This window comes from Streptomyces albiflavescens (assembly GCF_014645835.1).
Lineage (GTDB): Bacteria > Actinomycetota > Actinomycetes > Streptomycetales > Streptomycetaceae > Streptomyces > Streptomyces albiflavescens.
This window is the reverse complement of sequence record NZ_BMMM01000005.1, coordinates 328081-348234: the sequence shown is the minus strand read 5'-3', so window position 1 is coordinate 348234 and position 20154 is coordinate 328081. Positions and strand designations below refer to the sequence as shown.

The following is a 20154-nucleotide window of genomic DNA, read 5'->3' as shown; positions in this document are numbered from 1 at the left end:
TATGGAGCCGCTCTCCGCCGGCCGGAGCGGCCTCCAGTGGCCCGCGAACCTTCCCATCGGTACGCCGATGTTCTCGCGGTCCACGTGTTGCCAGGCAGGGGCTCGTCTTGATGCCCGGGGGTCAGCGGCGCTGCGCGGCGACGAGGCCTGAGTACGTCTCCGGCGTAAGGTCCTCTGGCCCGATGCCCAACTCGGCGAGGACGCCGCGGATGTCGTCGAGCGCGGATGTCGCGTCGTCCTCGTCGACGATCGTCTCGATCTCGAGGAACGTCCCATCGATCTCGGGGACACGGACGAGCCTGGCGAGTATATGCCGGCCGCGGGCCTCGAAGTCGTAGTTACGGCACCGCTTTTCGAAGGCCATGGCCGGCACGTAGCCGAGGCCTTGCAGAATGGCATGCGCTTCCTGGGAGTCCTCGACCCTGGTTTCGTGCCGAGGTTTCGAGCCGGAACCTTCGTCGACTGTGGTGTCCTTGAAGGTAAGCAGGGTGCGGAGTCCGTTGGGGCCGTGGATGGTCCGCACCCGCAGTTCCTGATCCCGCTTCTCCAGGCTGCCCGCCGGGTCGTCGTAGTAGATCTCTTGGTAGACCTCGACACGGGCTTCGGCGCGCTCGTCGAGTTGCTGCATGATCGCCTCGGGTGAGTGAACGCGAGCCTTCAACTCCGCCTCGATCACCAGGGTTCCCCTCTCGGTTCTGGCTCGGCGCTGCGCGGCATCCACGAACGCCTTGCGCATGCTGCGGAACCCCGGGTACATGGGCGCGGGGCCGTGTGGTGTACCCATCATTTTGTACGTCGCGCTCTCATGACCTTCCCACTCCGCTCGAAGGCGCTGACGAAGAGGATGGAGTCCGTGCGGACGAGCCGCCCTCTGGGCAGCATGCGGTACCGGTACCGCTGGATGGTGGACGATTCGCCAAGTCCCAGTAGGCGAGCCTCAGCCAGCTGCGGGCCGCGTGCCGCGGGCCGTGGTGAAGGGGATGGGGCTGTGGCTTGGGCCGGCATTCTTCACCAAGCTCCTATGTTTCCTCGACTTGGCGACGGAAGCTCCTGCTGCCCCTCGGACGCTGAGCCTGGGCCAGAGAGTCGCGCGAGTCGTGTGTACCCAGGCCACGCGCGTCGGGTTGGACGTCGGACTGACGTCCGCGGCAGGGGCCGCGGCTTGGACCTCGTCGAACGGCGGCCGGACGCTGCATCGCCATGGCTCGATGTTTGACGGCACACCGCAGGAACGGCTGGTATCGGGACCGGGTTTGGCCAGACAGGGGCTGGGCCAGGCGGAGCCCGGGGACTTTCCCCCCGTAATCCCCGGGTTCCGCCTGGCGGCCGTGGCCGCCCCGTACCACGGTCCGTCTCATGTGGTCGTCAGGCCCTATCCTCGCCGCCCGAGACTCTGCAGGTCATTGATGGCCGACGCAGGAACTGTTGACGTTCCGCGCACGACATACGGGGGTGTGCGCGATCGAACTGTCGGACTCGTCATGGCTGTCCTTGACGCATAAGGCGCTTCCCCAGGCTGTTTACGGTGCAAGACTATTCGTGTGGGACAGGAGCGGTGCCTTGCCGTCTGCCTGGGGCGGCCGCCAAGACGGGTGGGACTAAAGGGTGATGACGCTTTGTAGCCGGGACCTGCCGGCAGCCGAGCGGTACAGCTGGTTCTGCGAACTGGTGGCCCGCGACATGGCACCGCACCAGATCGTCACCGAGCACGTCGCGGACTTTTCCGCCTCGGCGACGCTGTTGTCGCTGGGCGACGGGATCGGTGTCTCCAGCGTCGAGTTCCCGGCTATGCAGTCGATTCGTTCGCGACGCCTCATCCAGCGTTCCGACCCCGAACTGTGGGTACTGGCCCTGGTCGTCAAAGGGGCCATGCAGCGGGAGCAGGGCCGCAACCAGGTAAATCCGCGCCCGGGTGACCTGGTGCTCTACGACACCTCTCAGCCGTACTGGGCATCGATCGCGACCGACGACGTGGCCCAGTCCATCGTGTTGCATCTGCCCCGGCGTATGGTGCCCGTCCCGGAGCAGGCGTTGCGTCGGATGGTGGCTACTGCGCTGCCGTGCCGGACGGGCTTCGGTGCCCTGCTGAGCCAGTTGCTCGGTGGGCTCGTCGAGCAGGGGCCCAGGCTGGAGGCCGGTCAGACCAACCGGCTGGCATCTGCCGTGGTCGACCTGACCACCGCGTTCCTGGCGAGTCTGAGCGACGCTGACGGACCGCAGACGATAGCGGCACGGCGGGCGGCACAGCTGCATCAGATCAAGTCCTTCATTCGGTCCCGGCTCGGCGAGCCGGAGCTCACCCCAACGGCCGTGGCCGCGGCTCACCACATCTCGCTGCGCGCCTTGCACTACCTCTTCCGGGAGGACGGCAGGACGGTCGGCGAATTCATCCGCGAGCAACGGCTGGAGCGCTGCCGGGCCGACCTCGCTGACCCCCGTCTGGCCGGCCGGAGCGTCGCGGCGATCGCGATCCGCGCCGGCTTCTCCGATGCCACCGCCTTCAGCCGGACCTTCAAGGCACGCTACGGAATGCCCCCAGGCGAATACCGCCGAAGCCACGGAGAACCGCAGTCGCGGAACCTCGCCGGGCGTCCCGGCTGAAGTCCCTCCCTGTGCTTCGCCCCGGCGTCCTCCTTTCAACCAGGAAGTACGGTCGACCAGCCGCCGTCGACGACGAGGTTGGCGCCGGTGATGTACGAGGCCTCGTCGGAGGCGACCGGCTGTCGAACCCACGGTGAGGATGCGGCCTCGGCTGCGCATCAGGTGCGGCCAGGCGACGTGCGCCGCCAGCCACACCGAGTCCAGCTCGGCACGCATCGTGAAGGCGAAGTCCTCGTACGGCTGGGTGTCGACGGCGCCGAAGCGGACGGCGCCCGCGTTCGCGTAGAGGTCGTCGATGCCGCCGAAGGCGTCCACCGCCTCCTCGACCCACGACCGCACGGAGTCTTCGTCCGTGACGTCCAGCGGACCGGGCGTGAGGGCCGTGCCGCCCGCCTCTGCCACCAGGCGCTGGGTCTCCAGGGCCGCCTGGTGCAGCAGGTCGCCTCCGACGACAAGCGCGCCCTCGGCCGCGAAGCGCAGCGCCGCCGCCCGGCCCTGGCCGCGGGCCGTCCCCGAGATGAGGGCGACCTTGCCGTCGAGCCGCCTCATGACGCCTCCGTACGCAGCGTGTCCGAGAGGGACTTGACTCCACCGTGGGCGGTCAGACCGCCGTCGACCGGGATCTCGGCGCCCGTGATGAACGACGCCTCGTCGGACAGCAGGAACACCACGAGCGGGACGACTTCGGCCACGCTGCCGGTGCGGCCGAGCGGGGTCTCGCGGACGTTCGCCGTGCGGAACGCCGGGGCCGCCGAGGCGGTCATCTCGGTCTCGATGAAGCCGGGATGGATCGTGTTCACACGGATCCCGCGCGGGCCTAGCTCGGTGGCCGCGGTCCTGGACAGGCCGCGTAGGGCCCATTTGCTGGCGGTGTACGCGACCGGGTAGTGGCCGGTGAGCGCGGCGGACGAGCCGATGTTGACGATCGACGAGCCGGGTGGCATCAGCGGTGCCAGGTGTTGGATGCCCAGCAGGGGGCCGGTGACGTTGACGGCGTGGACGCGGGCGAAGTCCTCGGGCTGTACGTCGCCGAGGCGGACGCGCCAGGTGATGCCCGCGTTGTTGACCAGGCCGTGGATCTGGCCGTACGACTCCCGCAGTTCGGCGGCGAGTTCGGCCCACTCCTGGTCGCTGGTGACGTCGAGGTGGCGGCAGTCGCCGTCGGGCTTCGCGTCGGTGGCGATGACACGGGCGCCCTCGCGGATCAACGCCTTCGCCTCGGCGGCTCCTTGGCCCCGGGCCGCCCCGGTGACGACCACGACCTTTCCCAGCAGCCTCTTGGGGTGCAGGTCGGTCACGGGCGCTCCCGGGTGCGGCGGCGGGCGGCGGGGAGCGGGACGGGCGCGCCCCCTTCGACGACGGTGTTGGAGGTGGTGCCGATACCCTCGACGGTGAGCGTGACGGTGTCGCCGGGCTTCAGCGGCGGCGGTGTCCGTTGCCCTCGCACGCCCCACAGTTCCGCCAGGCAGCCGCCGTTGCCGCAAGTGCCCGAGCCGAGGACGTCGCCGGGGCGGATGTCGGTGCCGCGCGCGGCGTAGGCGACCATCTCCTCGAAGGTCCAGCTCATGTTGGACAGCAGGTCCTTGCCGACGACCTCGCCGTTGATCTCAGCGGTGAGCGCCAGGCGCAGGAATCCGTCCTCGTCGCGGTGCGGCTCCAGCTCGTCGGCGGTGACCAGGTACGGTCCGAGTGTGGTGGCCGTGTCCTTGCCCTTGCACGGGCCGAGGCCGACCTTCATCTCCGCCGACTGGAGGTCGCGTGCGGACCAGTCGTTGAAGACGGTGTAGCCGACGATGTGGTCGCGGGCCTGTGCGGGCGTGAGGTCGCGGCCCTCGCGGCCGATGATGGCGGCGACCTCGAGCTCGAAGTCGAGGACCCGCGATCCCGGTGGGACGGGGACGTCGTCGTACGGGCCGATCGCCGCGTACGGGTTGGTGAAGTAGAAGGTCGGGGCGTCATACCAGGCGTCGGGCACCCCGGCGGTGCCGTCCACGGACCGCCGTACGCCCTCGACGTGTTCCTCGAAGGTGACGAAGTCCCGGACGGTGGGCGGCTGGAGAGGTGGCAGCAGCCGTACCTCGGACACATGGGGTCCCGCCGGGACGTCGAGGGTGGCGGCGCCCGCGTCGAGCAGCGCGTCGAGGCCGTCGAGGGACTGGATCAGCTCGGTGAGCGATCGGGCCCCAGGGACGGGGTAGAGGGTGCCGTTCTCTCCGACGACGGCGACCCGACGCTGTTGTTGGTGTTGATAGGCGGCGAAGCGCATGTGCGGGCTCCCGGCTTCGAAGTTCTGCGGGCTTGCGAGGTGAGGGAACGAAGGGGACCCGGGGTGCGGCGAGGGGAGTCAGGGCAGTTGACAGGGCCGCCGCGCCCCCGGAACTCGGGGGATCAGACCGGCGGGGCGACGAAGACTCCGCGGTCGAGGTCGTTGAACGACTCCTTGGCGACCAGCTCGTTCATGGGGTTGGCGGTGCCCCACTGGTCGGCGACGTCGGGCTGGGAGAAGTCGTACACGTGCGGGTGCCAGGTGTCCTCGTCCAGTGCTTCCAGCTCCGTTGTGTACTCGACGGTGTTGCCGTGCGGGTCGAGGAAGTAGGTGAAGGTGTTGTCGCCGGCCGTGTGCCGGCCCGGGCCCCAGACCTTGCGGGCCCCGGAGCGGATCACCCGACCCGAGCCGCGCATGTACTCGTCCAGGCCGCGCATCTCGAAGGAGACGTGGTGCAGGGCGGTGTGCGGGCCCTGGGCGATGGCCATGGAGTGGTGCTGGTTGCTGATGCGCATGAAGTGCATCACCTCGCCCATGTGCGGTGAGCTGAGCGTGTCGGAGAGGCGGAAGCCGAGGTGGCGCTCGTACCACTCCCGGGTGCGGTTCAGGTCGGGGGAGTTGAGGACGACGTGCGACAGCTTGACCGGGATCGACTCCTTCTCCTCGATCCTGCGGTGCTGCCGTACCTCGACGTCGGCGGAGACCTCGATGGTGCGGCCGTCGACGTCGAAGAAGCGGAAGCCGTGGCCGCCGCCGGGGGTGTCGACCTTGCCCGGCTGGGAGATCAACTGCACGCCGTCCGAGAGGAGTTGCTCGGCGAGTGTGTCGACGTCCGCCGCGCTCGCGGCCCCGTACGAGACGAGGTCCAGACGCTTCTCGTCGGCCCGGCGCAGCCGTACGACGTACTGCTCGGGCGAGCCCTCGGCGGCCAGGAAAGAGATGCCGGAGTCCTCGGCGACCTTGGTCAGGCCCCAGACGCCGGCGTAGAAGTCGAGCTGCTTGTCGTAGTCGGGCACGGCCAGGTCGACGTGCCGCAGGTGGGTGAGCAGACGCATGGTGTCACTCCTTGGGGAGGAGGGCGGCGGCGTTGCCGCCTTGTACGGCGTGGAAGTCGGCGTCGGACAGGCGTGCGGCGCGCAGCGCGCCGAGCGGGTCCTCGGTGCCCATGTCGAAGGGGAAGTCGGAGCCGAGCAGGACACGGTCGGCGCCGACGGCGCGGATCAACTCCCGCAGGACGTACGGGTCGTGGACGAGGGAGTCGAAGTACAGCCGCTTGAGGTAGCTGCTGGGCAGATGGGCGCACCCGGCGCCGACGTCGGCCCGGGCGGACCAGGCGTGGTCGGAGCGGCCGATGTGGGTGGGGAGGTAGCCGCCGCCGTGAGCTGCGATCAGCCTCAGTTCCGGATGCCGGTCCAGGACGCCGGAGAAGATGAGGTGCGAGAGCGCGACGGCGTTCTCGGTGGGCTGGCCGACGACGTTGGACAGGTACCACTGGTCCAGCCGCTCGTCGAGCGTGCAGCCGAAGGGGTGCAGGAAGAGGATCGCGCCGGTCTCCTCGGCCCGTCTCCACAAGGCCGCGTACGCCGGATCGGACAGCTCGCGCCCCGGTGCGTGACTGGAGATCTCGACACCCAACAGGCCCTGGTCCAGGGCGTGTTCAAGGGCGTGCGTAGCCTGGTCCGGGTGCTGGAGCGGGACGAGTCCGAGCCCGTGCAGCCGACGGGGTTCCTGGGCGCAGTGCGCGGCCGTGGCCTCGTTGGCGAGCCGGTACAGCTTCTCGGCCGTCTCCTCGTCCGCCCAGGCGTGGTAGTGCGACGGGGACGGGCTGACCAGCTGCACGTCCACGCCCTGCGCGTCCATCGCGGCCAGCCGCACGGCGACATCGGTCAGCCGGGGGATCCGCTCGCGGACCATGGGGCCGTTGACGGCGAGGGCTGCGGGGCCGTTGCGGCGGGCGTCGAGCGCCTGGGCCCCGGCCAGTCCGGGGTGGCCGGCCACCAGGGCGTCGACCTCGGGGAGCAGGACGTGGGCGTGCACGTCGACGGTGGGGGTCACGGCCGTTCCTTGAGGAGGCTCATGGTGCGGCCGATCAGTCCGGGGACGTCGGCGTCGCGCACGCCGTCCAGCTGCCACTGGCCGAGCTGTACGGACGCCTCGACGACGGCCTGGACCCGCGGGATACGGCGCTCGTAGTACTCCTGGAACAGCTCGTCGTCCCAGGGGCGGCCGCTGATGAGCAGCTCGGACAGGACGGAGGCGTCCTCCAGGGACATGGCCGCGCCCTGGGCGAGGGTGGGCGGGCAGCAGTGCGCGGCGTCGCCGATCAGCACGATACGGCCGCGGTGCCAGGAACCCTCGACCAGCAGCTGGTCGAACCAGGTGTAGTTGACCTTGGCCGGGTCGGTGATGTGCTCGGTGATCTCCGGCCAGAAGCCGCCGTAGCCCTGCGCGAGCCGACGCATCTCGTCCGCGTACGTGGCCGGGTCGATGGAGGCGCGGTCGCGGCAGGCCTCGACCACGTAGGCGTAGATGGTGTTCTCGCTGGTCGGGCAGTAGCCGGCGATATAGGCCTGGCCGCCGTAGCTCAGGTCGGTGCGGGTCACGCCCTCGGGGCGTGGGGCGGGGGTACGCCAGATGGCCATGCCGGTGGGTTCGGGTTTCTCGGTGATGCCGATCGCGGCGCGGGTGGCGGAGTTGATGCCGTCGGCGGCGATCACGAGGTCGTAGCGATTTTCGGTACCGTCGCTGAACCGGACGAAGACGCCGTCGGAGCCCTGTTCCAGGGCCGCGGCGGTGGTGCCCAGACGCACCGTGGCGCCGGAGGCGCGGACGGCGTCGATGAGGATCTGCTGCAGCCGGGGGCGCTGCATGCCCACCGTGGCGGGCAAGTCGTCACCACCGGTCCGGATGTCGTCGCTGACGAACAGCGCGGTGCCGTCGGGGGCGGTCACGCCCAGCGACCCGAAGGGGAAGCCGTCGGCGTTCACCTGCTCCCAGACGTCGAGTTCGCGCAGGACGCGAAGGGCGTTGCCCTGGAGGGTGATGCCGGAGCCGGTGGTGGCGTTCCAGTCGGGCTGGGCCTCGATCAGGTCCACGGCGATGCCCGCGCGGCGCAGCAGGATGGTGACGGCGTTGCCGGAGGCGCCGCCGCCCACGACGAGGACGCTACGGGGGTTGGTCATGGGGAACTCCCTTGTTCCGCCGGTTACTTGACGGCGATCGGATTGACCGGGGAGCCGACGGCTCCGGTGATGGGCAGGGGTGCGGCGGTCAGCCAGAACTCGTACACGCCGTCGGCCGCGCAGTCGGCGGCGAGCGCCTCCAGGTCCCACATCTCGCCGATGAGGAGGCCGATGTGGGGGATGGCGACCTGGTGCAGCGGCTGGAAGGCGTGGTCGAACTCGTTGGGCCGGACTTCGAAGCCCCAGGTGTCGGTGGCGATTGCGGCGATCTCGGTGCCGTGCAGCCAGCCGGCTGTGGTGAAGGACAGGCCGGGCGAGGCGCCGCCCGCGTAGTCGCCCCAGCCCTCGCGGCGGGCCCGGGCCAGCCGCCCGGTGCGTACGACGACGATGTCCCCGCGGCCGACGGTCACCCCGTGGGCCTCGGCGGTCGTGGTCAGGTGCTCCGCGGTGACGGCGAAGCCGTCGGGCAACTCACCGTCATCGCCGATGACATGACCTACGTCGAGGAGTACGCCCCGCCCGGCGACGTACGGCGCCATGTGCTCGATGCCGGTGACCAGGTCGCCGTCGGAGGTGACGACCTTCTCGGCCGCCCGTCCGTTCCAGGCAAGGCCGTGGTCGAAGATGTGCCCGAGCCCGTCCCACTGCGTCGAGCACTGCAACGGCATCGCGATCACGTCGTCGGCGCCGCCGATGCCGTGCGGGAAGCCCTGGTTGCCGAGGGCCGCGTCGGTGCCGGTGTCGAGCATGGTGTGCACGGGGTTGGTACGCCGACGCCAGCCTTTCTGCGGGCCGTTCATGTCGAAGCTCTGCGAGAGGGAGAAGCTCACACCCCGCCGGACGAGAGTCGCGCCCTCCCGCCGTTTGCCCTCGTCGAGGAAATTGAGGGTGCCGAGGACATCGTCCTCGCCCCAACGGCCCCAGTTGGAGGAGGCTTTGGCGGCCTCGGCGATCGCGCCCTCGGGGTCGTGCCGGTCCAGGCTCATTGCGTCTCCTCCGCGATACAGCGGGTGCGCTGGGCGCCGAGGGCGGTGATAGTGCCGTCCATGACGTCGCCGTCGCGCAGCAGCCGCCCCCAGTGCATGCCGTTGCCGGCCGGGGATCCCGTCAACACCAGGTCACCCGGCAGGAGCCGGGCCGTCTGCGAGGCGTACGAAACGATCCGGGCGATGCCGAAGATCATGTCCTTGGTGGACTCGTCCTGCATGGTCTCGCCGTTCAGCTTCAGCGTGACCCGCAGGTCGTCCGGATCCGCGATCGACCTGGCGGGCACGATCCACGGGCCGAGCGGGGTGAAGCCGGGCGCGTTCTTGCTGCGCAGCCAGTCCGTGCCGATGGCCCTCATGTCCCGGCGGAAGACGGTGGCCCGGTCGGTGAGGTCGTTGGAGATCGTGTACCCGGCGACGTACTCCAGGGCCTCCTCGACGGACACCTGATACGCCGGCCTCCCGATTACGGCCGCCAACTCCAGCTCCCAGTCAGGCTGTTGGGCCCAGGAGGGGAGTACGACATCGTCGTACGGGCCCGTGATCGCGCTCGGCAGGCCGATGAAGACGTACGGCAGGTCCTCGGCCGCCCGGCGGTCCATGATCTCGGCGATCTCCGCGCGCGCCTCTTCGACCGTGCGGGGGTCGTCGGGGGAGCGGTGGGCGACCTCCAGGTCGATCACGTGCTGCCGGTAGTTGGCACCCGACTGGAAGATCTGCCGGGGCTCGACCGGGGCGTGTACGCACAGGCCGTCCAGCGGCTGCCACTCACCGGTGGCGTCAGCCGCGAGCGCGTGCAGGCGCGGGAGTCGCTCGCGCCAGCGCTCCAGGAGCTCGCGGATCGTCAGGGTCGGGGCGTCGAGGGCTGTCCTCAGGTCGAGCGCGTGGCCGTCCGGCCTGACAAGCGCGGGAAAGGGGGCCTCGCCGGGGGCGGAGAGGGTGCCGAGGGCGAAGGGCCCGGCGAAGGGGGCCGACGTGGCTGCGGGTTTCACGAACGTGTCCTCCTGATGGCGATGGGACTAATCTGGCCCCGCATCTCGCAATCTGGGAAATCGATTCCTTGGATACCGATCATCTGCGCCGTTTATGACGCAGCATTCGCAGCATTCGCAGCACTCGTGAGCAGGAGCGCACCGTGAACCTGGCCAGCCTCGACCTGAACCTCGTCGTCGCCCTGCGCGCGCTCCTGGAGGAACTCAACGTCACCCGCGCAGGCAAGCGCATCGGCCTCAGTCAGCCCGCGATGAGCGCAGCCCTGGCCCGGCTGCGCCGCCACTTCGACGACGACCTGCTCTCCCGCGTTGGCGGCCACTACGAACTCACCGCCCTCGGCCAGGTTCTCCTGGACCGCACATCGACCGCCTGTGACCTGCTGGAACGCCTCTTCACGAGCCAGGCTGACTTCGACCCGGCCGTCGAGGACCACGAATTCACCCTGGTGGCCTCCGACTACGCGGTGGCCGTGTTCGGCGCCGAACTCGCCCGTGTCCTCCACCGCGAGGCACCGGGGATCCGCCTGCGCTTCATCCAGACCCCGCCCGGCATCGCGGAGCAGACCGGCACCTTGCTCAGCACCACCGACGGCCTGCTCATGCCGCACGGCATCATCAGCGACTTCCCCGCCACCGAGCTCTACCAGGACCAGTGGGTCTTCCTCGTGGCCGAGGACAACACCGAGGTCGGCGAACACCTCACCCGGGATCACCTGGCACGGCTGCCGTGGGTGACGTACCAGCGCACGTACGACGCCCCACCGGTGCGCCAGCTCGGCATGCTCGGCATCGAACCGAGGGCCGAGGTGTCCGTCGACAGCTTCCAGTCGCTGCCCTTCCTGGTCGCCGGCACCCGACGGATCGCCCTGATTCAGGAGCTTCTTGCACACCGCCTTCGCGGCGTTGCGCCGGTACGGATCATGCCGGCGCCCTACGAGGCCGTCCCCCTTCGCGAAGCCCTCTGGTGGCACCCCGTCCACACCCACGACGCCGCGCACATCTGGCTCCGCGAGACCGCCGCACGGGTGGCAGCATCGGTGTCCCAGCCGGAGACAACGCCGGAGCATCCACTGGGTGGATGAAGGGATCCGGCACTTCGATCGCGGGGGGACTAGGCACCGGAGAGGGGCGGCCCCATAGTCGGGGCAGTTCCTGACGCCCGCTGTCCCGGGCGCAGTCCCCTCGGGTGCACCGGCGCCCCGCGACGTGGCACGGCCACGACAGCGGTACGGCTCCGCACCCTCCCGCCGCTCGTGGAGTCCCGCATGCCCGGATCCGCTTCCCTGCCCAAAACCACCGACAGCGCTGCCCCGGACGCCGCCGAGAACGCGGGTCCGCTGCGGGCAGCGCTGCTCATGGCCGGCAGCTGTCTGCCCGTCCTCGGTGCCATCCTGATCGCCCCGGTGCTGCCGACGATGCAGGAGCACTTCGCGTCCGTGCCCGCCGCGAAGACCCTCGTCCCCGTCGTCCTGACCGTGCCTGCGCTCGCACTCGCCCTGCTGGCCCCGTTCGCAGGCGTCATCGTCGACCGCCTGGGCCGCACACGCCTGTTGGTCGTCGCGACCGTGCTGTACGCGCTGTTCGGCACGGCTCCGCTGTGGCTGGACTCCCTCGGTGCGATCGTTGCCAGCCGCGTCCTGGTCGGCATCGCCGAAGCCGCCATCATGACCTGCTGCACCACGCTGATCGGCGACTACTACACGGGCCGCGTGCGGGATCGCTACCTCGCCCTGCAGACCATGTGCGCGTCCGTCTCCGCAACCGCGTTCTTTGTGATCGGTGGCGCGGTCGGCTCGGCAGGCTGGCGCGCCCCCTTCTGGCTCTACGCCATCGGTCTGCTGCTCGCTCCCGCCATGGCCGCGGCCCTGTCCAAGCACCGGTCGGCCGGAGCCAGTGCTGATGAACCGGCAGGGGAGACGCGCCCGTTCCCCGTACGCCGCCTCGCGGGCATCTGCGCGCTGACGGTGTTCGGGGCCATGGTCTTCTACACCGTGCCCGTCGAAATGGCGTACCTGCTCGACGGCCAAGGAGTGAAGTCCACCGGGGTCATCGGTCTGGCGACCGCGCTCACCAGCGCGGCCACCGTTGCGGGTTCGATCGCCTTCACCAAGCTGCCGGGCAACCCAGAAGGCAGACTGCCTGCGGTCTTCGCGCTGTGCGCCGTCGGATTCGCCATGATCGGCTTGTCCGGCTCCCCGGCACTCCTGATCACCGGTGGGGTGGTCAACTGCCTAGGCACCGGCGTCCTGCTTCCCTCACTGCTCACGGCGGCGATGTCCAGGCTCGACTACGCCGACCGTGGCCGCGGCACCGGCCTGTGGACGGCCGCGTTCTTCGCCGGCGAATTCGTCTGCCCGCTCGTGCTGATCGGTCTGGAATCGGCCGTTGGAAGCCTGGCTGCCGCTGTCGGCCTGCTCGGCCTGGCTTCAGCGATCACCGTAGCCGGGCTCCTGCTCGGCGCCCGTCGTCGAGTGGCGGCGACGGAGCGGAGTCCCCTGCCGCAGTGATTCCGACGCCCTTCTGCGGAGAAGGGCCGCGGCCGGACCAGTTCGAGGCAGTTGGGCACCCGCAGGCATGGGGCGCCACCGTTCGTGCTCTCGGATGGTGACGATCGAAGACTTGACCCGCGCGGCAGGGAGCGCCGGGGGAGAGCCCCGACGGTTGCCTGGCCGACTCTCGGACGAGCTGAGCAGGGATCTCCGTACTTGGGCAGCTTCCTGCCGAGCACAGCCGCTTGCCCCAGGAGCGCCGGCAACGGCCGCCTCCCAGAGGTCGCTGTTCAGACGGTGGGTTAGGGTCGAGGCATCGCGTTGATCTTCGGTCAGGTCGGGGGAGAGTGCCGGTGTCGGTGACGGGCTTCGATAAGAGTGAGCGGCTGATGTGGGCCGGCCGGGGTGCTGCTTATGCCGGAAGCTTCGCCAAGTTGTGCGCTTACCCGGTGCCGCAGTTGCTCGACGCCGCTGAGGTTGGACCGGGCGTGCGGATGCTGGATGTGGGGACTGGGCCGGGCACGGTCGCTGCTGCAGGGTGTGCCCGGGGCGCGACGGTGACGGCCGTGGATTCGGAGCCCAGCATGGTCGATCTGGCCAGGTTGTCCGTGCCCGGGGCTGATGTGCGTGTCGCCGTCCTGCCCGAGCTTCCCTTCGATGACGGAGAGTTCGATGCCGTGGTGGGCAACTTTGTGCTGAACCACGTGGGCCAACCCAAGGGTGCCCTGACCGAACTGCGCCGTGTTGTGAGGCCGGACGGGCGGATTGCGCTGACGATATGGGCGGCACCGCCGGCACCGGGACACGCCCTGCTCGGCCGCGCGATCCAAGCGGCCGGTGCCGTGCGCCCACCACACCTGCCCGCGGGCCTCGCCCGAGAAGAGGACTTTCCCCGTGACGAGAGTGGCCTGACGGGCCTGATGGAGTCAGCGGGGCTGCGTGAGGCGGCCTGCGAGACGCTGCGTTGGGGCCACCGCGCCACCGCCGAGGAATGGTGGAGCGGTCCTGCGGCCGGTGTGGCATTTGGCGGACAGATGGTGCAGAGCCAGACCCCTCAGGTACGCGCCGAAATCAAGCGCCACTTTGATCTGCTCAGCACGGAGTTTGCCGGTCCGGACGGTGTGCTCACGCTGCCGCATGCGGCCTTGCTGGCCCGTGCACGTCATTGACCCGGTCGCCTGGATTGGCCCGGCATGTAGCCTGTGCGATCCGCTGAGGGGGGGCGCGGTTGAAGGCGCTGAAGATCTCTTCGCCCGCCACTGCTGGTTTCCGGCCCGAGTTCCCTTTCCCGGGCCGCCCCTCGATCGTGTGCAGCCGCCGCTGACACTGCCGACGGTCACGGCGCCGCCGCTGGTGGTGTCGTCGATCGGGACCCGGTTCTTCGCCGGGTCCGCCACCGCGGCCTCCCCTTTCTCTGCCATAGCACCAGGGGCACCGCTTGCTTAAAATTCGAGTAAGTGTGTTCGCTATTGCACTCATATGAGAGGTTATGCCATGGACGGTATTGCCGATATGGGGGGCACCCCGGGTTGGGGCCCCATGCACCCGCCGAGAAGGGACGAACCGGTCTTCGAGGAGCCCTGGCAGGGCCGGGCATTCGCGCTCGCGATTCTCTCCAGCCGCGTTGCGTTCGGCGGCGTCAACCTGGACGCCTTCCGGCACGCACTGGAGCGCCTCGACCGCGCCGCCTACCTGGACGACGGCTATTTCGGCCGCTGGATCAACGGCGCGGAACTGATGCTCACCGAAAGCGCCATCCTGGCGCCGTCCGCGATCGACGCCCGCGCCCGCAACCTGCGTGGCGAAGATGTTGAGGAACCACCGATCCCGGAGCCCGCCCGGCCCGACTACATGCGGACCGCCGAGGGCTCGCTGCGCACCGTGGACTCCGCGCCGGCCTTCACCGTCGGTAAGCCTGTCCGCGCCAAGGACATGTCGCCGCCCGGGCACACCAGGCTGCCAGGCTATGTGCGGGGACATACCGGAGTTGTCGAGCGCATCCAGCCCGCCGCCGTGCTGCCGGACACCAACGCCCACTTCCAGGGCGAGAACCCGCAGCACGTCTACACGGTGCGGTTCGACTCCCGCGAAGTGTGGGGCTCCGACTCCGAACCCTTCGCACTCACCGCAGAGCTGTACGAGAGCTACCTGGAGACAATCTCATGACCACCACCGGCGGGCCGGACGAGACCCTTTCCGTGGCCTTGCGCACCGAGGCGCTTGAGCAGCTACTCACCGAACGGGGCCTGATCGACCCGAAGGTGATGAACGGGATCATCACCGAATACGAGACCAACGTGGGCCCGCTCAACGGCGCCAAGGTCGTCGCCAAGGCATGGACCGACCCGGACTACCGGCAGCGGCTGCTCGACGACGGCACCGCTGCCATCAAGGAGTTGGGCTTCTCGGGGGCGCAAGGCGAGCACATCGTGGTCGTCGAGAACACCGCGACCACCCACAACGTCGTGGTGTGCACGCTGTGCTCCTGCTACCCGTGGCCGGTGCTCGGCCTGCCGCCGAGCTGGTACAAGGACCCCGCCTACCGCTCGCGAATCGTCAAGGAGCCGCGCACGGTGCTGTCAGAGATGGGACTCGACCTCGCCGACGACGTGCAGATCACCGTCCGCGACTCCACCAGCGAGGTCCGCTGGCTGGTCCTGCCCGAGCGTCCGGCCGGCACTGAGCACCTGACCGAGGAAGAGCTCGTGCCGCTGGTGAGCCGGGACGCGATGGTCGGCGTGGCGAAGGTCGGCGCACCATGACCGCGCCCCTGGACATCGAGGGCCCGGCCGCACCGCCCCGCTCCAATGGCGAGTTGGTGTTCGCCGAGCCGTGGGAGAGCCGCGCCTTCGGCATGGCCGTCTGCCTCTACGAGGCGGGCGCCTTCACCTGGCCGGAATTCCAGGCCGCGCTGATCGCCCGGATCGCCGCCTGGGAAGCCGGAGCGGACCAGGACCAGCCCTACAACTACTACCGGCTCTGGCTGGCCGCCCTCGAAGACGTACTCGTCGGCCTGCGCGCCGTGTCCACGGACGAGGTCACCACACGCACCCACGCCCTGGCACAGCGCCCCCAAGGCCACGACCACCGTGACCACCCCGACGACCACGACCACCCACATTGACCCGCAGCGCCCTCTCGACGTTCTCCCCTGCGAATCACCGTCTTCTGACGCTTCCGACGACCCCGACCATCCGGTGACTTGAAGCTGGTCCGTACGGCGACCGTCGGAAGGACGGGCCGTCTGCCTCTACGAGGCGGGCTGAGGTCCTCCCGGTTCGGCGTGCCGTTGACGAGCGTTCCCTGGCCCGCCGCAGCGTCCTCAATCTCCTGATGACCTGTCAGCGCAAGGAGTCCCAGGCGATGTCGAACCTGCCGTCAGGGTCGAACAGCATCGCCAGTGCCGCTGCGTCGCGGCGGTTGACCGCCCGGGCATAGCGGGCCGGCACCTGCTGTATCTGGTGTTCGTCGCCCATGTGAAAGCTCCCGTGTCGTGTGCGCATGGACGGTGTGGGCCGGAACGCCTGCCCTTGGGTGCGGCGTTCCGGCTCCGGGGATCAGGTGAAGTTGGCCCCGCCGTCGACGAGGAACGACTGACCATTGACGTAGGCGCCGTCGTCGGAGAACAGGAACGCCACGGTTCCGGCGAGATCCTCCGGCACGCCCAGTCGCGGCGACCGTACGGTCGCCAGGATCTCCTCGCGGAACTTCTCATCGGTCGACGCGAGGGCGGCGCCGGTGAGGATCACGCCGGGGGAGACCAGATTGGCACGGACACCATGCTTGCCGCCGACCGTCGCAGTGTGCCGGGTGAGCCCTACCAGGCCGCTCTTGGCGGCCTGGTAAGCGACACGTACGTCCTCGCCCATCCACACCGCGCTGGACATGGTGTTCACGATGGATCCGGTGCCCTGCTTCATCATGATCGGCAGGGCGTGGCGGATGCCGTACATGTAGCCGGTCAGGGTGACGTCGATGGTGTGGTGCCAGACGTCCAGCGGGACGGAGGTGACGTCGGCGTCCCTGCCGAGGGTTCGCGGGGAGAGGTCGGCGGCCACGTTGTACAGGCCGTGCAGGCCGCCGAAGCGCTCCACCGTGAAGCTGATCAGCTCCTTGTACGACGACTCGTCCGTGATGTCGAACGCCTTGGCCACCGCGGTTCCACCGGCGGCGGTGATTGTGTCTGCGACGGCCTTGGCGTTGGCTTCGTTGAGGTCGGCCGCCACAACCCTCATGCCTTCTTCCGCCAGGCGTATCGCGGTCGCGCCGCCGATGTTCCCTGCCGCGGCTCCCGCGACGATGGCCACCTTGTCTTGCAGTCCTCGCATGGTTCTCTCTCTTTCTTGCGGTGTATTCGGTCCGGCCGTGCTGTAGGCGCTGCCGGGCCGAAAGTGTGTGATGTGCCGGTGAGCTGACGGTCGCCGTGCCGGGGCGAGCTCAGCCCTCCAGGAAGGGGTAGTCCGTGTAGCCGGTGGCGCCGCCGTAGAAGGTGGCCGGGTCCGGCTCGTTGTGGGGCCGGCCTGCGCGATGCGTCGCGGTAGGTCGGGTTTGGCCAGGAAGGTTGAGGCGAACGCGACGACATCGGCGAGGCCGGAGTCCAGGGCGTCCTGGGCCTCCTCGCGCGGCGGGCGGGGTGCCTCCGCCGCGTGCGGATTGACGACGAGCTTGCCGGGCCACAGCGCCCGCAGCTCCCGGGTCAGAGCCCGCCGCCCCGGCCACTCGCGCAGGTCGATGAAGGCCGGTCACGATCAGGCCGGCGGACGCCCGCTGACGGTGGTACTCGGCCATCTGCGGGGTGGCGGTCCCTTCTGCCGCCCCACGGTTGCGGGGGGTCAGGGCGAAACGGTTGGCAGGCGTCGCGCTGCCCAGTTCGATCGGGCTGAAGGCATCGACCATGGCTGTTCGGCTCTCCGGGTGTCTGGCGACTGGGCGCCGGGCCCGACGGGTCCGCCGTACCGGGCGGCACTCCGATCGGAGCCTCTTTTGGTTGTTACGTCAAGCAACCTTGCCTCGTATTAATTCCTTCGTCAAGGAAGTAATATGGGTGACGTGAACGACTCCACAGACAAGCGCCCCCAGCCGCTCAGTGCCGCCGAAGAAGCCGTCGTCCGCGCGCTGAGCAGGGTGATGTATGCCCTCCCGCGCGCCATCGACCTGGACATGCGACGGGAACTTCAGATGCCACTCATCGACTACACCGCGCTCATGCACCTGTCCGAGGCCCGGGACCGACGGCTGCGCATGAGCGAACTCGCGACTGCCTGTGAGCTGTCCCTGAGCGGGATGTCCCGACTCGCCGGTCACCTGGAGAGCCAAGGTCTCGTCCGACGCGTCAAAAGCGACAAGGACGCCAGGATCGCGTACGCCGTCCTCACCGACGCGGGCTTCGCGCAGCTGGAAGAGGCCTGGCCGATCAACCTCGCGAGCGTGCGCCGCAACTTCGTCGACCATCTGAACGGCATCGACCTGGCCATGCTGGCCAAGGCCTTCCAGAAAACAGCCACCCCGGGCGACGCGCTTTCGGAGGGCCAGACCGGCCAGACGCCGTCCTAGATGCAGCCGGCCACCGACCCCGCGATCGCATGCGGGCACCAGTGGGTGGCCTCGGCACAGCCCGCTGCCGCGTCACTCGATTCCCCCAGTCGCCTACTAGGTGCGTGAGGTCGGCGGGGGACGGTCACCCCTCGGGCTCTGTATTGATCCAGCAACGTGGATCAGCAGCTCTGTCCACCCTGCCGTGGCGCTGTGATTTCGCTGGCTCGTGTGGCGATTTGTCCGAACGCAAGGCATGCCGATGTCCAGAGCGGTCAATCGCCGTGCTGCCTCGGGTGCCCAGTTGCTTGTGCTTCTCCTGGGCGCCGGCGAGGCTGAGGCGGATTCCTTCGAATTCGCCGATCCTGCCTTCCCGTTCGGCGTCGGCGATCCGGGCGATCAGGTTGTCTTGTCGCGGATCTCGGCGAGGCGGTAGCGCCGGGTCGGATCGGCCGGCGCATGGGGCAGACGACCGGGCAACGCAAAGCCGTACGATTCCAGGCATGACGACACCCAGTTGCTACACGTGCGGTCAGGAAGAGAAGCTCGCCGATCTGCCGCTACGCGAGCGCATTGTCGTGGATCAGCATTGGCGGATAGCCCATGCTTTCGATACGGCGCTGCCGGGGTGGCTGGTGCTGCTGCCCCGCCGCCATGTCACCGCCATCCACGAACTCACGGACATGGAGGCCGAGACGCTGGGAATGTGGCAGGTGAGGTTGTCTCGGGCTCTCCGTGACGTGACTGGATGCGTCAAGACCTACGTTGCGCAGTTCGCCGAGGTCGAAGGGTTCGCCCACGTGCACTTCCACATCATGCCGCGCATGCTCGACCTTCCCCAGCAACTGCGAGGCCCTCGTGTCTTCGGTTTGCTCAGGCAGCCTGAACAACAACAGGTGCCCGCTGCGGTTGTAGATGAGATCGTGCACTCTCTTCGCACCCACCTACTTCCTGAGCCTTTTGCCCCGTAACGGACCGGACAAGGTGAGCCCGAGCCACAACTCACGCACATAGCCACACGGAGGCGGCGGACATCGCTCGCAGCGCCGTGCGCTGTGACGGGCATCGCAGTTGGATCGCCCGAGGTGTCGCCGGGGTGTTCATGCTTCTATGCGCAGCCAGGTGTTGCCCGTGCGGAGCCAGAGGGAACCGTCGCGGCCTTGGCCGCAGCGCATGACGACTCGACCGGGTACCCGCAGCCGACGGCGGCTGGTTACTGCCCACGTGGTGCCGTTGAACTCGGCACGTATGAGCTCAACGGACCGCTTGTTGTGGTCTCGGCGGGTGAGTACTGCCCTGTTGCCGCGGACCGCGAATCCGTCTGGGCCGGGGACGGGGCTGGGATAGCTGGCAACGTCGCCGGTGGACGGAGTGATCCGTGTCAGGAAGGTGCCGCCTCTACCGTTGCCGGAGTACCAGACGAGCCATACCTGTTCGTTCTCAGTCGCGGCGGTGCAGCCTTCCAGTGGGTGGTCGGGCAGCCGACCCTGGGGAGCCCAGGAGGTCTGGCCCTGGGTGTTCCACCCCGCGAGGCCTGCTCCTGACTCGGGGTGGCCGCCGTAGATGCCCTCATCGCCGTAAGCCGTCCAGATGCCTCCGTGGACGTCGGTGACCAGGGCGGGAATGTCATCACCGACGCAGAACTCGGCCTCAGGTGTACCTGATGGGGAGAACACCACAGCGTTGGGTGCCCAGGGGCCCTCGGTCTCGTTCCGGAACGTACGGCCGCTCACCAGCAGGAATCGGGAATCCGGGAGCAGGGCCAAGTGACTGGGCCGAATCCGAATGTCCTTCACCAGGATGCGCCGCTCCTCCTGTCCTGTGACGGTGACCAGCTCACCCGGGAACGGGACTTCCGGCCCCCACCCGATCCACCCCTTGACGTAGCGGTTGTGATCAAGGTACCGCCGGTGGACCAACAGGACCGCAAGCTCCCCAGCGGGCCCGACGCTCCACCAAAGGGCTCGGTGCCCCCGCACGGCATCCGCAGCGGGAAGCCGCCATACGTGGTGTATCGCGGCATCGGAACCAGCAGTCTTGGGGCGGAGATTCATGGGCAGTCGTCTCTAGGACTCCGGGAGCCAAGCAGCCCGAAGATCACTACTC

The 20154-nt window shown here is 69.0% G+C and carries 21 protein-coding genes and 1 pseudogene; 10 read left to right on the top strand and 12 right to left on the bottom strand.

The genetic code is table 11. The annotated features are described in order from the left end of the window. Window positions 1–121 precede the first annotated feature (121 nt). Complete coding sequence (gene cyaB, locus IEY95_RS16695; protein ID WP_189186949.1) at window positions 122–676, bottom strand: class IV adenylate cyclase; 555 nt, start codon at window positions 674–676, stop codon at window positions 122–124. A gap of 304 nt (window positions 677–980) precedes the next feature. Here cyaB and IEY95_RS50680 point away from each other — a divergent pair, with 304 nt between their 5' ends. Next, window positions 981–1502, top strand: coding sequence for an 8-oxoguanine DNA glycosylase OGG fold protein (locus IEY95_RS50680; protein WP_373294476.1), 522 nt, complete (start codon window positions 981–983; stop codon window positions 1500–1502). A 106-nt stretch (window positions 1503–1608) separates the two neighbouring features. Then, window positions 1609–2601 carry a helix-turn-helix domain-containing protein gene (locus tag IEY95_RS16690; protein ID WP_189186812.1) on the top strand — a complete coding sequence of 331 codons (993 nt, stop codon included), beginning with the start codon at window positions 1609–1611 and terminating at the stop codon, window positions 2599–2601. Between the two features lie 120 nt (window positions 2602–2721). Here the strand turns inward: IEY95_RS16690 and IEY95_RS50675 are convergent. The 8 genes and pseudogenes from IEY95_RS50675 to IEY95_RS16650 form a co-directional block, all read right to left on the bottom strand. After that, a pseudogene (locus IEY95_RS50675) lies at window positions 2722–3150 on the bottom strand (SDR family NAD(P)-dependent oxidoreductase); the annotation flags it as partial. Next, window positions 3147–3899, bottom strand: a complete 753-nt coding sequence (locus IEY95_RS16680) for an SDR family NAD(P)-dependent oxidoreductase (RefSeq protein ID WP_189186811.1) — start codon at window positions 3897–3899, stop codon at window positions 3147–3149. The gene IEY95_RS16680 and the pseudogene IEY95_RS50675, both read right to left, overlap by 4 nt. After that, a complete protein-coding gene (locus IEY95_RS16675) occupies window positions 3896–4867 on the bottom strand; it encodes a fumarylacetoacetate hydrolase family protein (RefSeq protein ID WP_189186810.1) in 972 nt (323 codons plus the stop codon). Before IEY95_RS16675 ends, IEY95_RS16680 begins: the two co-directional genes overlap by 4 nt. Before the next feature lie 122 nt (window positions 4868–4989). Then, window positions 4990–5922, bottom strand: a complete 933-nt coding sequence (locus IEY95_RS16670; RefSeq protein WP_189186809.1) for a VOC family protein — start codon at window positions 5920–5922, stop codon at window positions 4990–4992. A 4-nt stretch (window positions 5923–5926) separates the two neighbouring features. After that, complete coding sequence (locus tag IEY95_RS16665) at window positions 5927–6922, bottom strand: amidohydrolase family protein (RefSeq protein ID WP_189186808.1); 996 nt, start codon at window positions 6920–6922, stop codon at window positions 5927–5929. Further along, window positions 6919–8049 carry an FAD-dependent oxidoreductase gene (locus tag IEY95_RS16660; RefSeq protein WP_189186807.1) on the bottom strand — a complete coding sequence of 377 codons (1131 nt, stop codon included), beginning with the start codon at window positions 8047–8049 and terminating at the stop codon, window positions 6919–6921. The genes IEY95_RS16665 and IEY95_RS16660 overlap by 4 nt, the downstream gene beginning before the upstream one ends. Window positions 8050–8072: 23 nt before the next feature. Continuing rightward, on the bottom strand, window positions 8073–9035 hold the full coding sequence (locus IEY95_RS16655; RefSeq protein ID WP_189186806.1) for a cyclase family protein: 963 nt from the start codon (window positions 9033–9035) through the stop codon (window positions 8073–8075). Next, on the bottom strand, window positions 9032–10027 hold the full coding sequence (locus IEY95_RS16650) for a fumarylacetoacetate hydrolase family protein (protein WP_189186805.1): 996 nt from the start codon (window positions 10025–10027) through the stop codon (window positions 9032–9034). The genes IEY95_RS16655 and IEY95_RS16650 overlap by 4 nt, the downstream gene beginning before the upstream one ends. Before the next feature lie 143 nt (window positions 10028–10170). On the opposite strand from IEY95_RS16650, the gene IEY95_RS16645 reads away from it, so the two are divergent. The 6 genes from IEY95_RS16645 (at window position 10171) to IEY95_RS16620 (ending at window position 15640) form a co-directional block, all read left to right on the top strand. After that, window positions 10171–11109, top strand: coding sequence for a LysR family transcriptional regulator (locus IEY95_RS16645; RefSeq protein WP_189186804.1), 939 nt, complete (start codon window positions 10171–10173; stop codon window positions 11107–11109). Between the two features lie 183 nt (window positions 11110–11292). Beyond that, the gene (locus IEY95_RS16640) at window positions 11293–12534 is read left to right on the top strand and encodes an MFS transporter (protein WP_189186803.1); all 1242 of its coding nucleotides are present in this window, start codon (window positions 11293–11295) and stop codon (window positions 12532–12534) included. A gap of 341 nt (window positions 12535–12875) precedes the next feature. Next, on the top strand, window positions 12876–13685 hold the full coding sequence (locus IEY95_RS16635; protein WP_189186948.1) for a class I SAM-dependent methyltransferase: 810 nt from the start codon (window positions 12876–12878) through the stop codon (window positions 13683–13685). A gap of 310 nt (window positions 13686–13995) precedes the next feature. Next, window positions 13996–14682, top strand: a complete 687-nt coding sequence (nthB, locus tag IEY95_RS16630; protein WP_308429313.1) for a nitrile hydratase subunit beta — start codon at window positions 13996–13998, stop codon at window positions 14680–14682. After that, a complete protein-coding gene (nthA, locus tag IEY95_RS16625; RefSeq protein WP_189186801.1) occupies window positions 14679–15278 on the top strand; it encodes a nitrile hydratase subunit alpha in 600 nt (199 codons plus the stop codon). Before nthB ends, nthA begins: the two co-directional genes overlap by 4 nt. Next, window positions 15275–15640 carry a nitrile hydratase accessory protein gene (locus IEY95_RS16620; RefSeq protein WP_189186800.1) on the top strand — a complete coding sequence of 122 codons (366 nt, stop codon included), beginning with the start codon at window positions 15275–15277 and terminating at the stop codon, window positions 15638–15640. Before nthA ends, IEY95_RS16620 begins: the two co-directional genes overlap by 4 nt. Window positions 15641–15857: 217 nt before the next feature. Here IEY95_RS16620 and IEY95_RS16615 read toward each other — a convergent pair whose 3' ends face one another. Beyond that, window positions 15858–15992: a nuclear transport factor 2 family protein gene (locus tag IEY95_RS16615; RefSeq protein WP_189186799.1), complete on the bottom strand. Its 135-nt coding sequence runs from the start codon at window positions 15990–15992 to the stop codon at window positions 15858–15860. An 81-nt stretch (window positions 15993–16073) separates the two neighbouring features. Next, window positions 16074–16844 carry an SDR family NAD(P)-dependent oxidoreductase gene (locus IEY95_RS16610; protein ID WP_189186798.1) on the bottom strand — a complete coding sequence of 257 codons (771 nt, stop codon included), beginning with the start codon at window positions 16842–16844 and terminating at the stop codon, window positions 16074–16076. A 721-nt stretch (window positions 16845–17565) separates the two neighbouring features. On the opposite strand from IEY95_RS16610, the gene IEY95_RS16605 reads away from it, so the two are divergent. Continuing rightward, window positions 17566–18069, top strand: coding sequence for a MarR family winged helix-turn-helix transcriptional regulator (locus IEY95_RS16605; RefSeq protein WP_229703021.1), 504 nt, complete (start codon window positions 17566–17568; stop codon window positions 18067–18069). Between the two features lie 482 nt (window positions 18070–18551). Next, the gene (locus tag IEY95_RS16600; RefSeq protein WP_189186796.1) at window positions 18552–19019 is read left to right on the top strand and encodes an HIT family protein; all 468 of its coding nucleotides are present in this window, start codon (window positions 18552–18554) and stop codon (window positions 19017–19019) included. Window positions 19020–19148: 129 nt separating this feature from the next. Here IEY95_RS16600 and IEY95_RS16595 read toward each other — a convergent pair whose 3' ends face one another. Beyond that, window positions 19149–19967: a hypothetical protein gene (locus tag IEY95_RS16595; protein WP_229703018.1), complete on the bottom strand. Its 819-nt coding sequence runs from the start codon at window positions 19965–19967 to the stop codon at window positions 19149–19151. Window positions 19968–20154 lie beyond the last annotated feature (187 nt).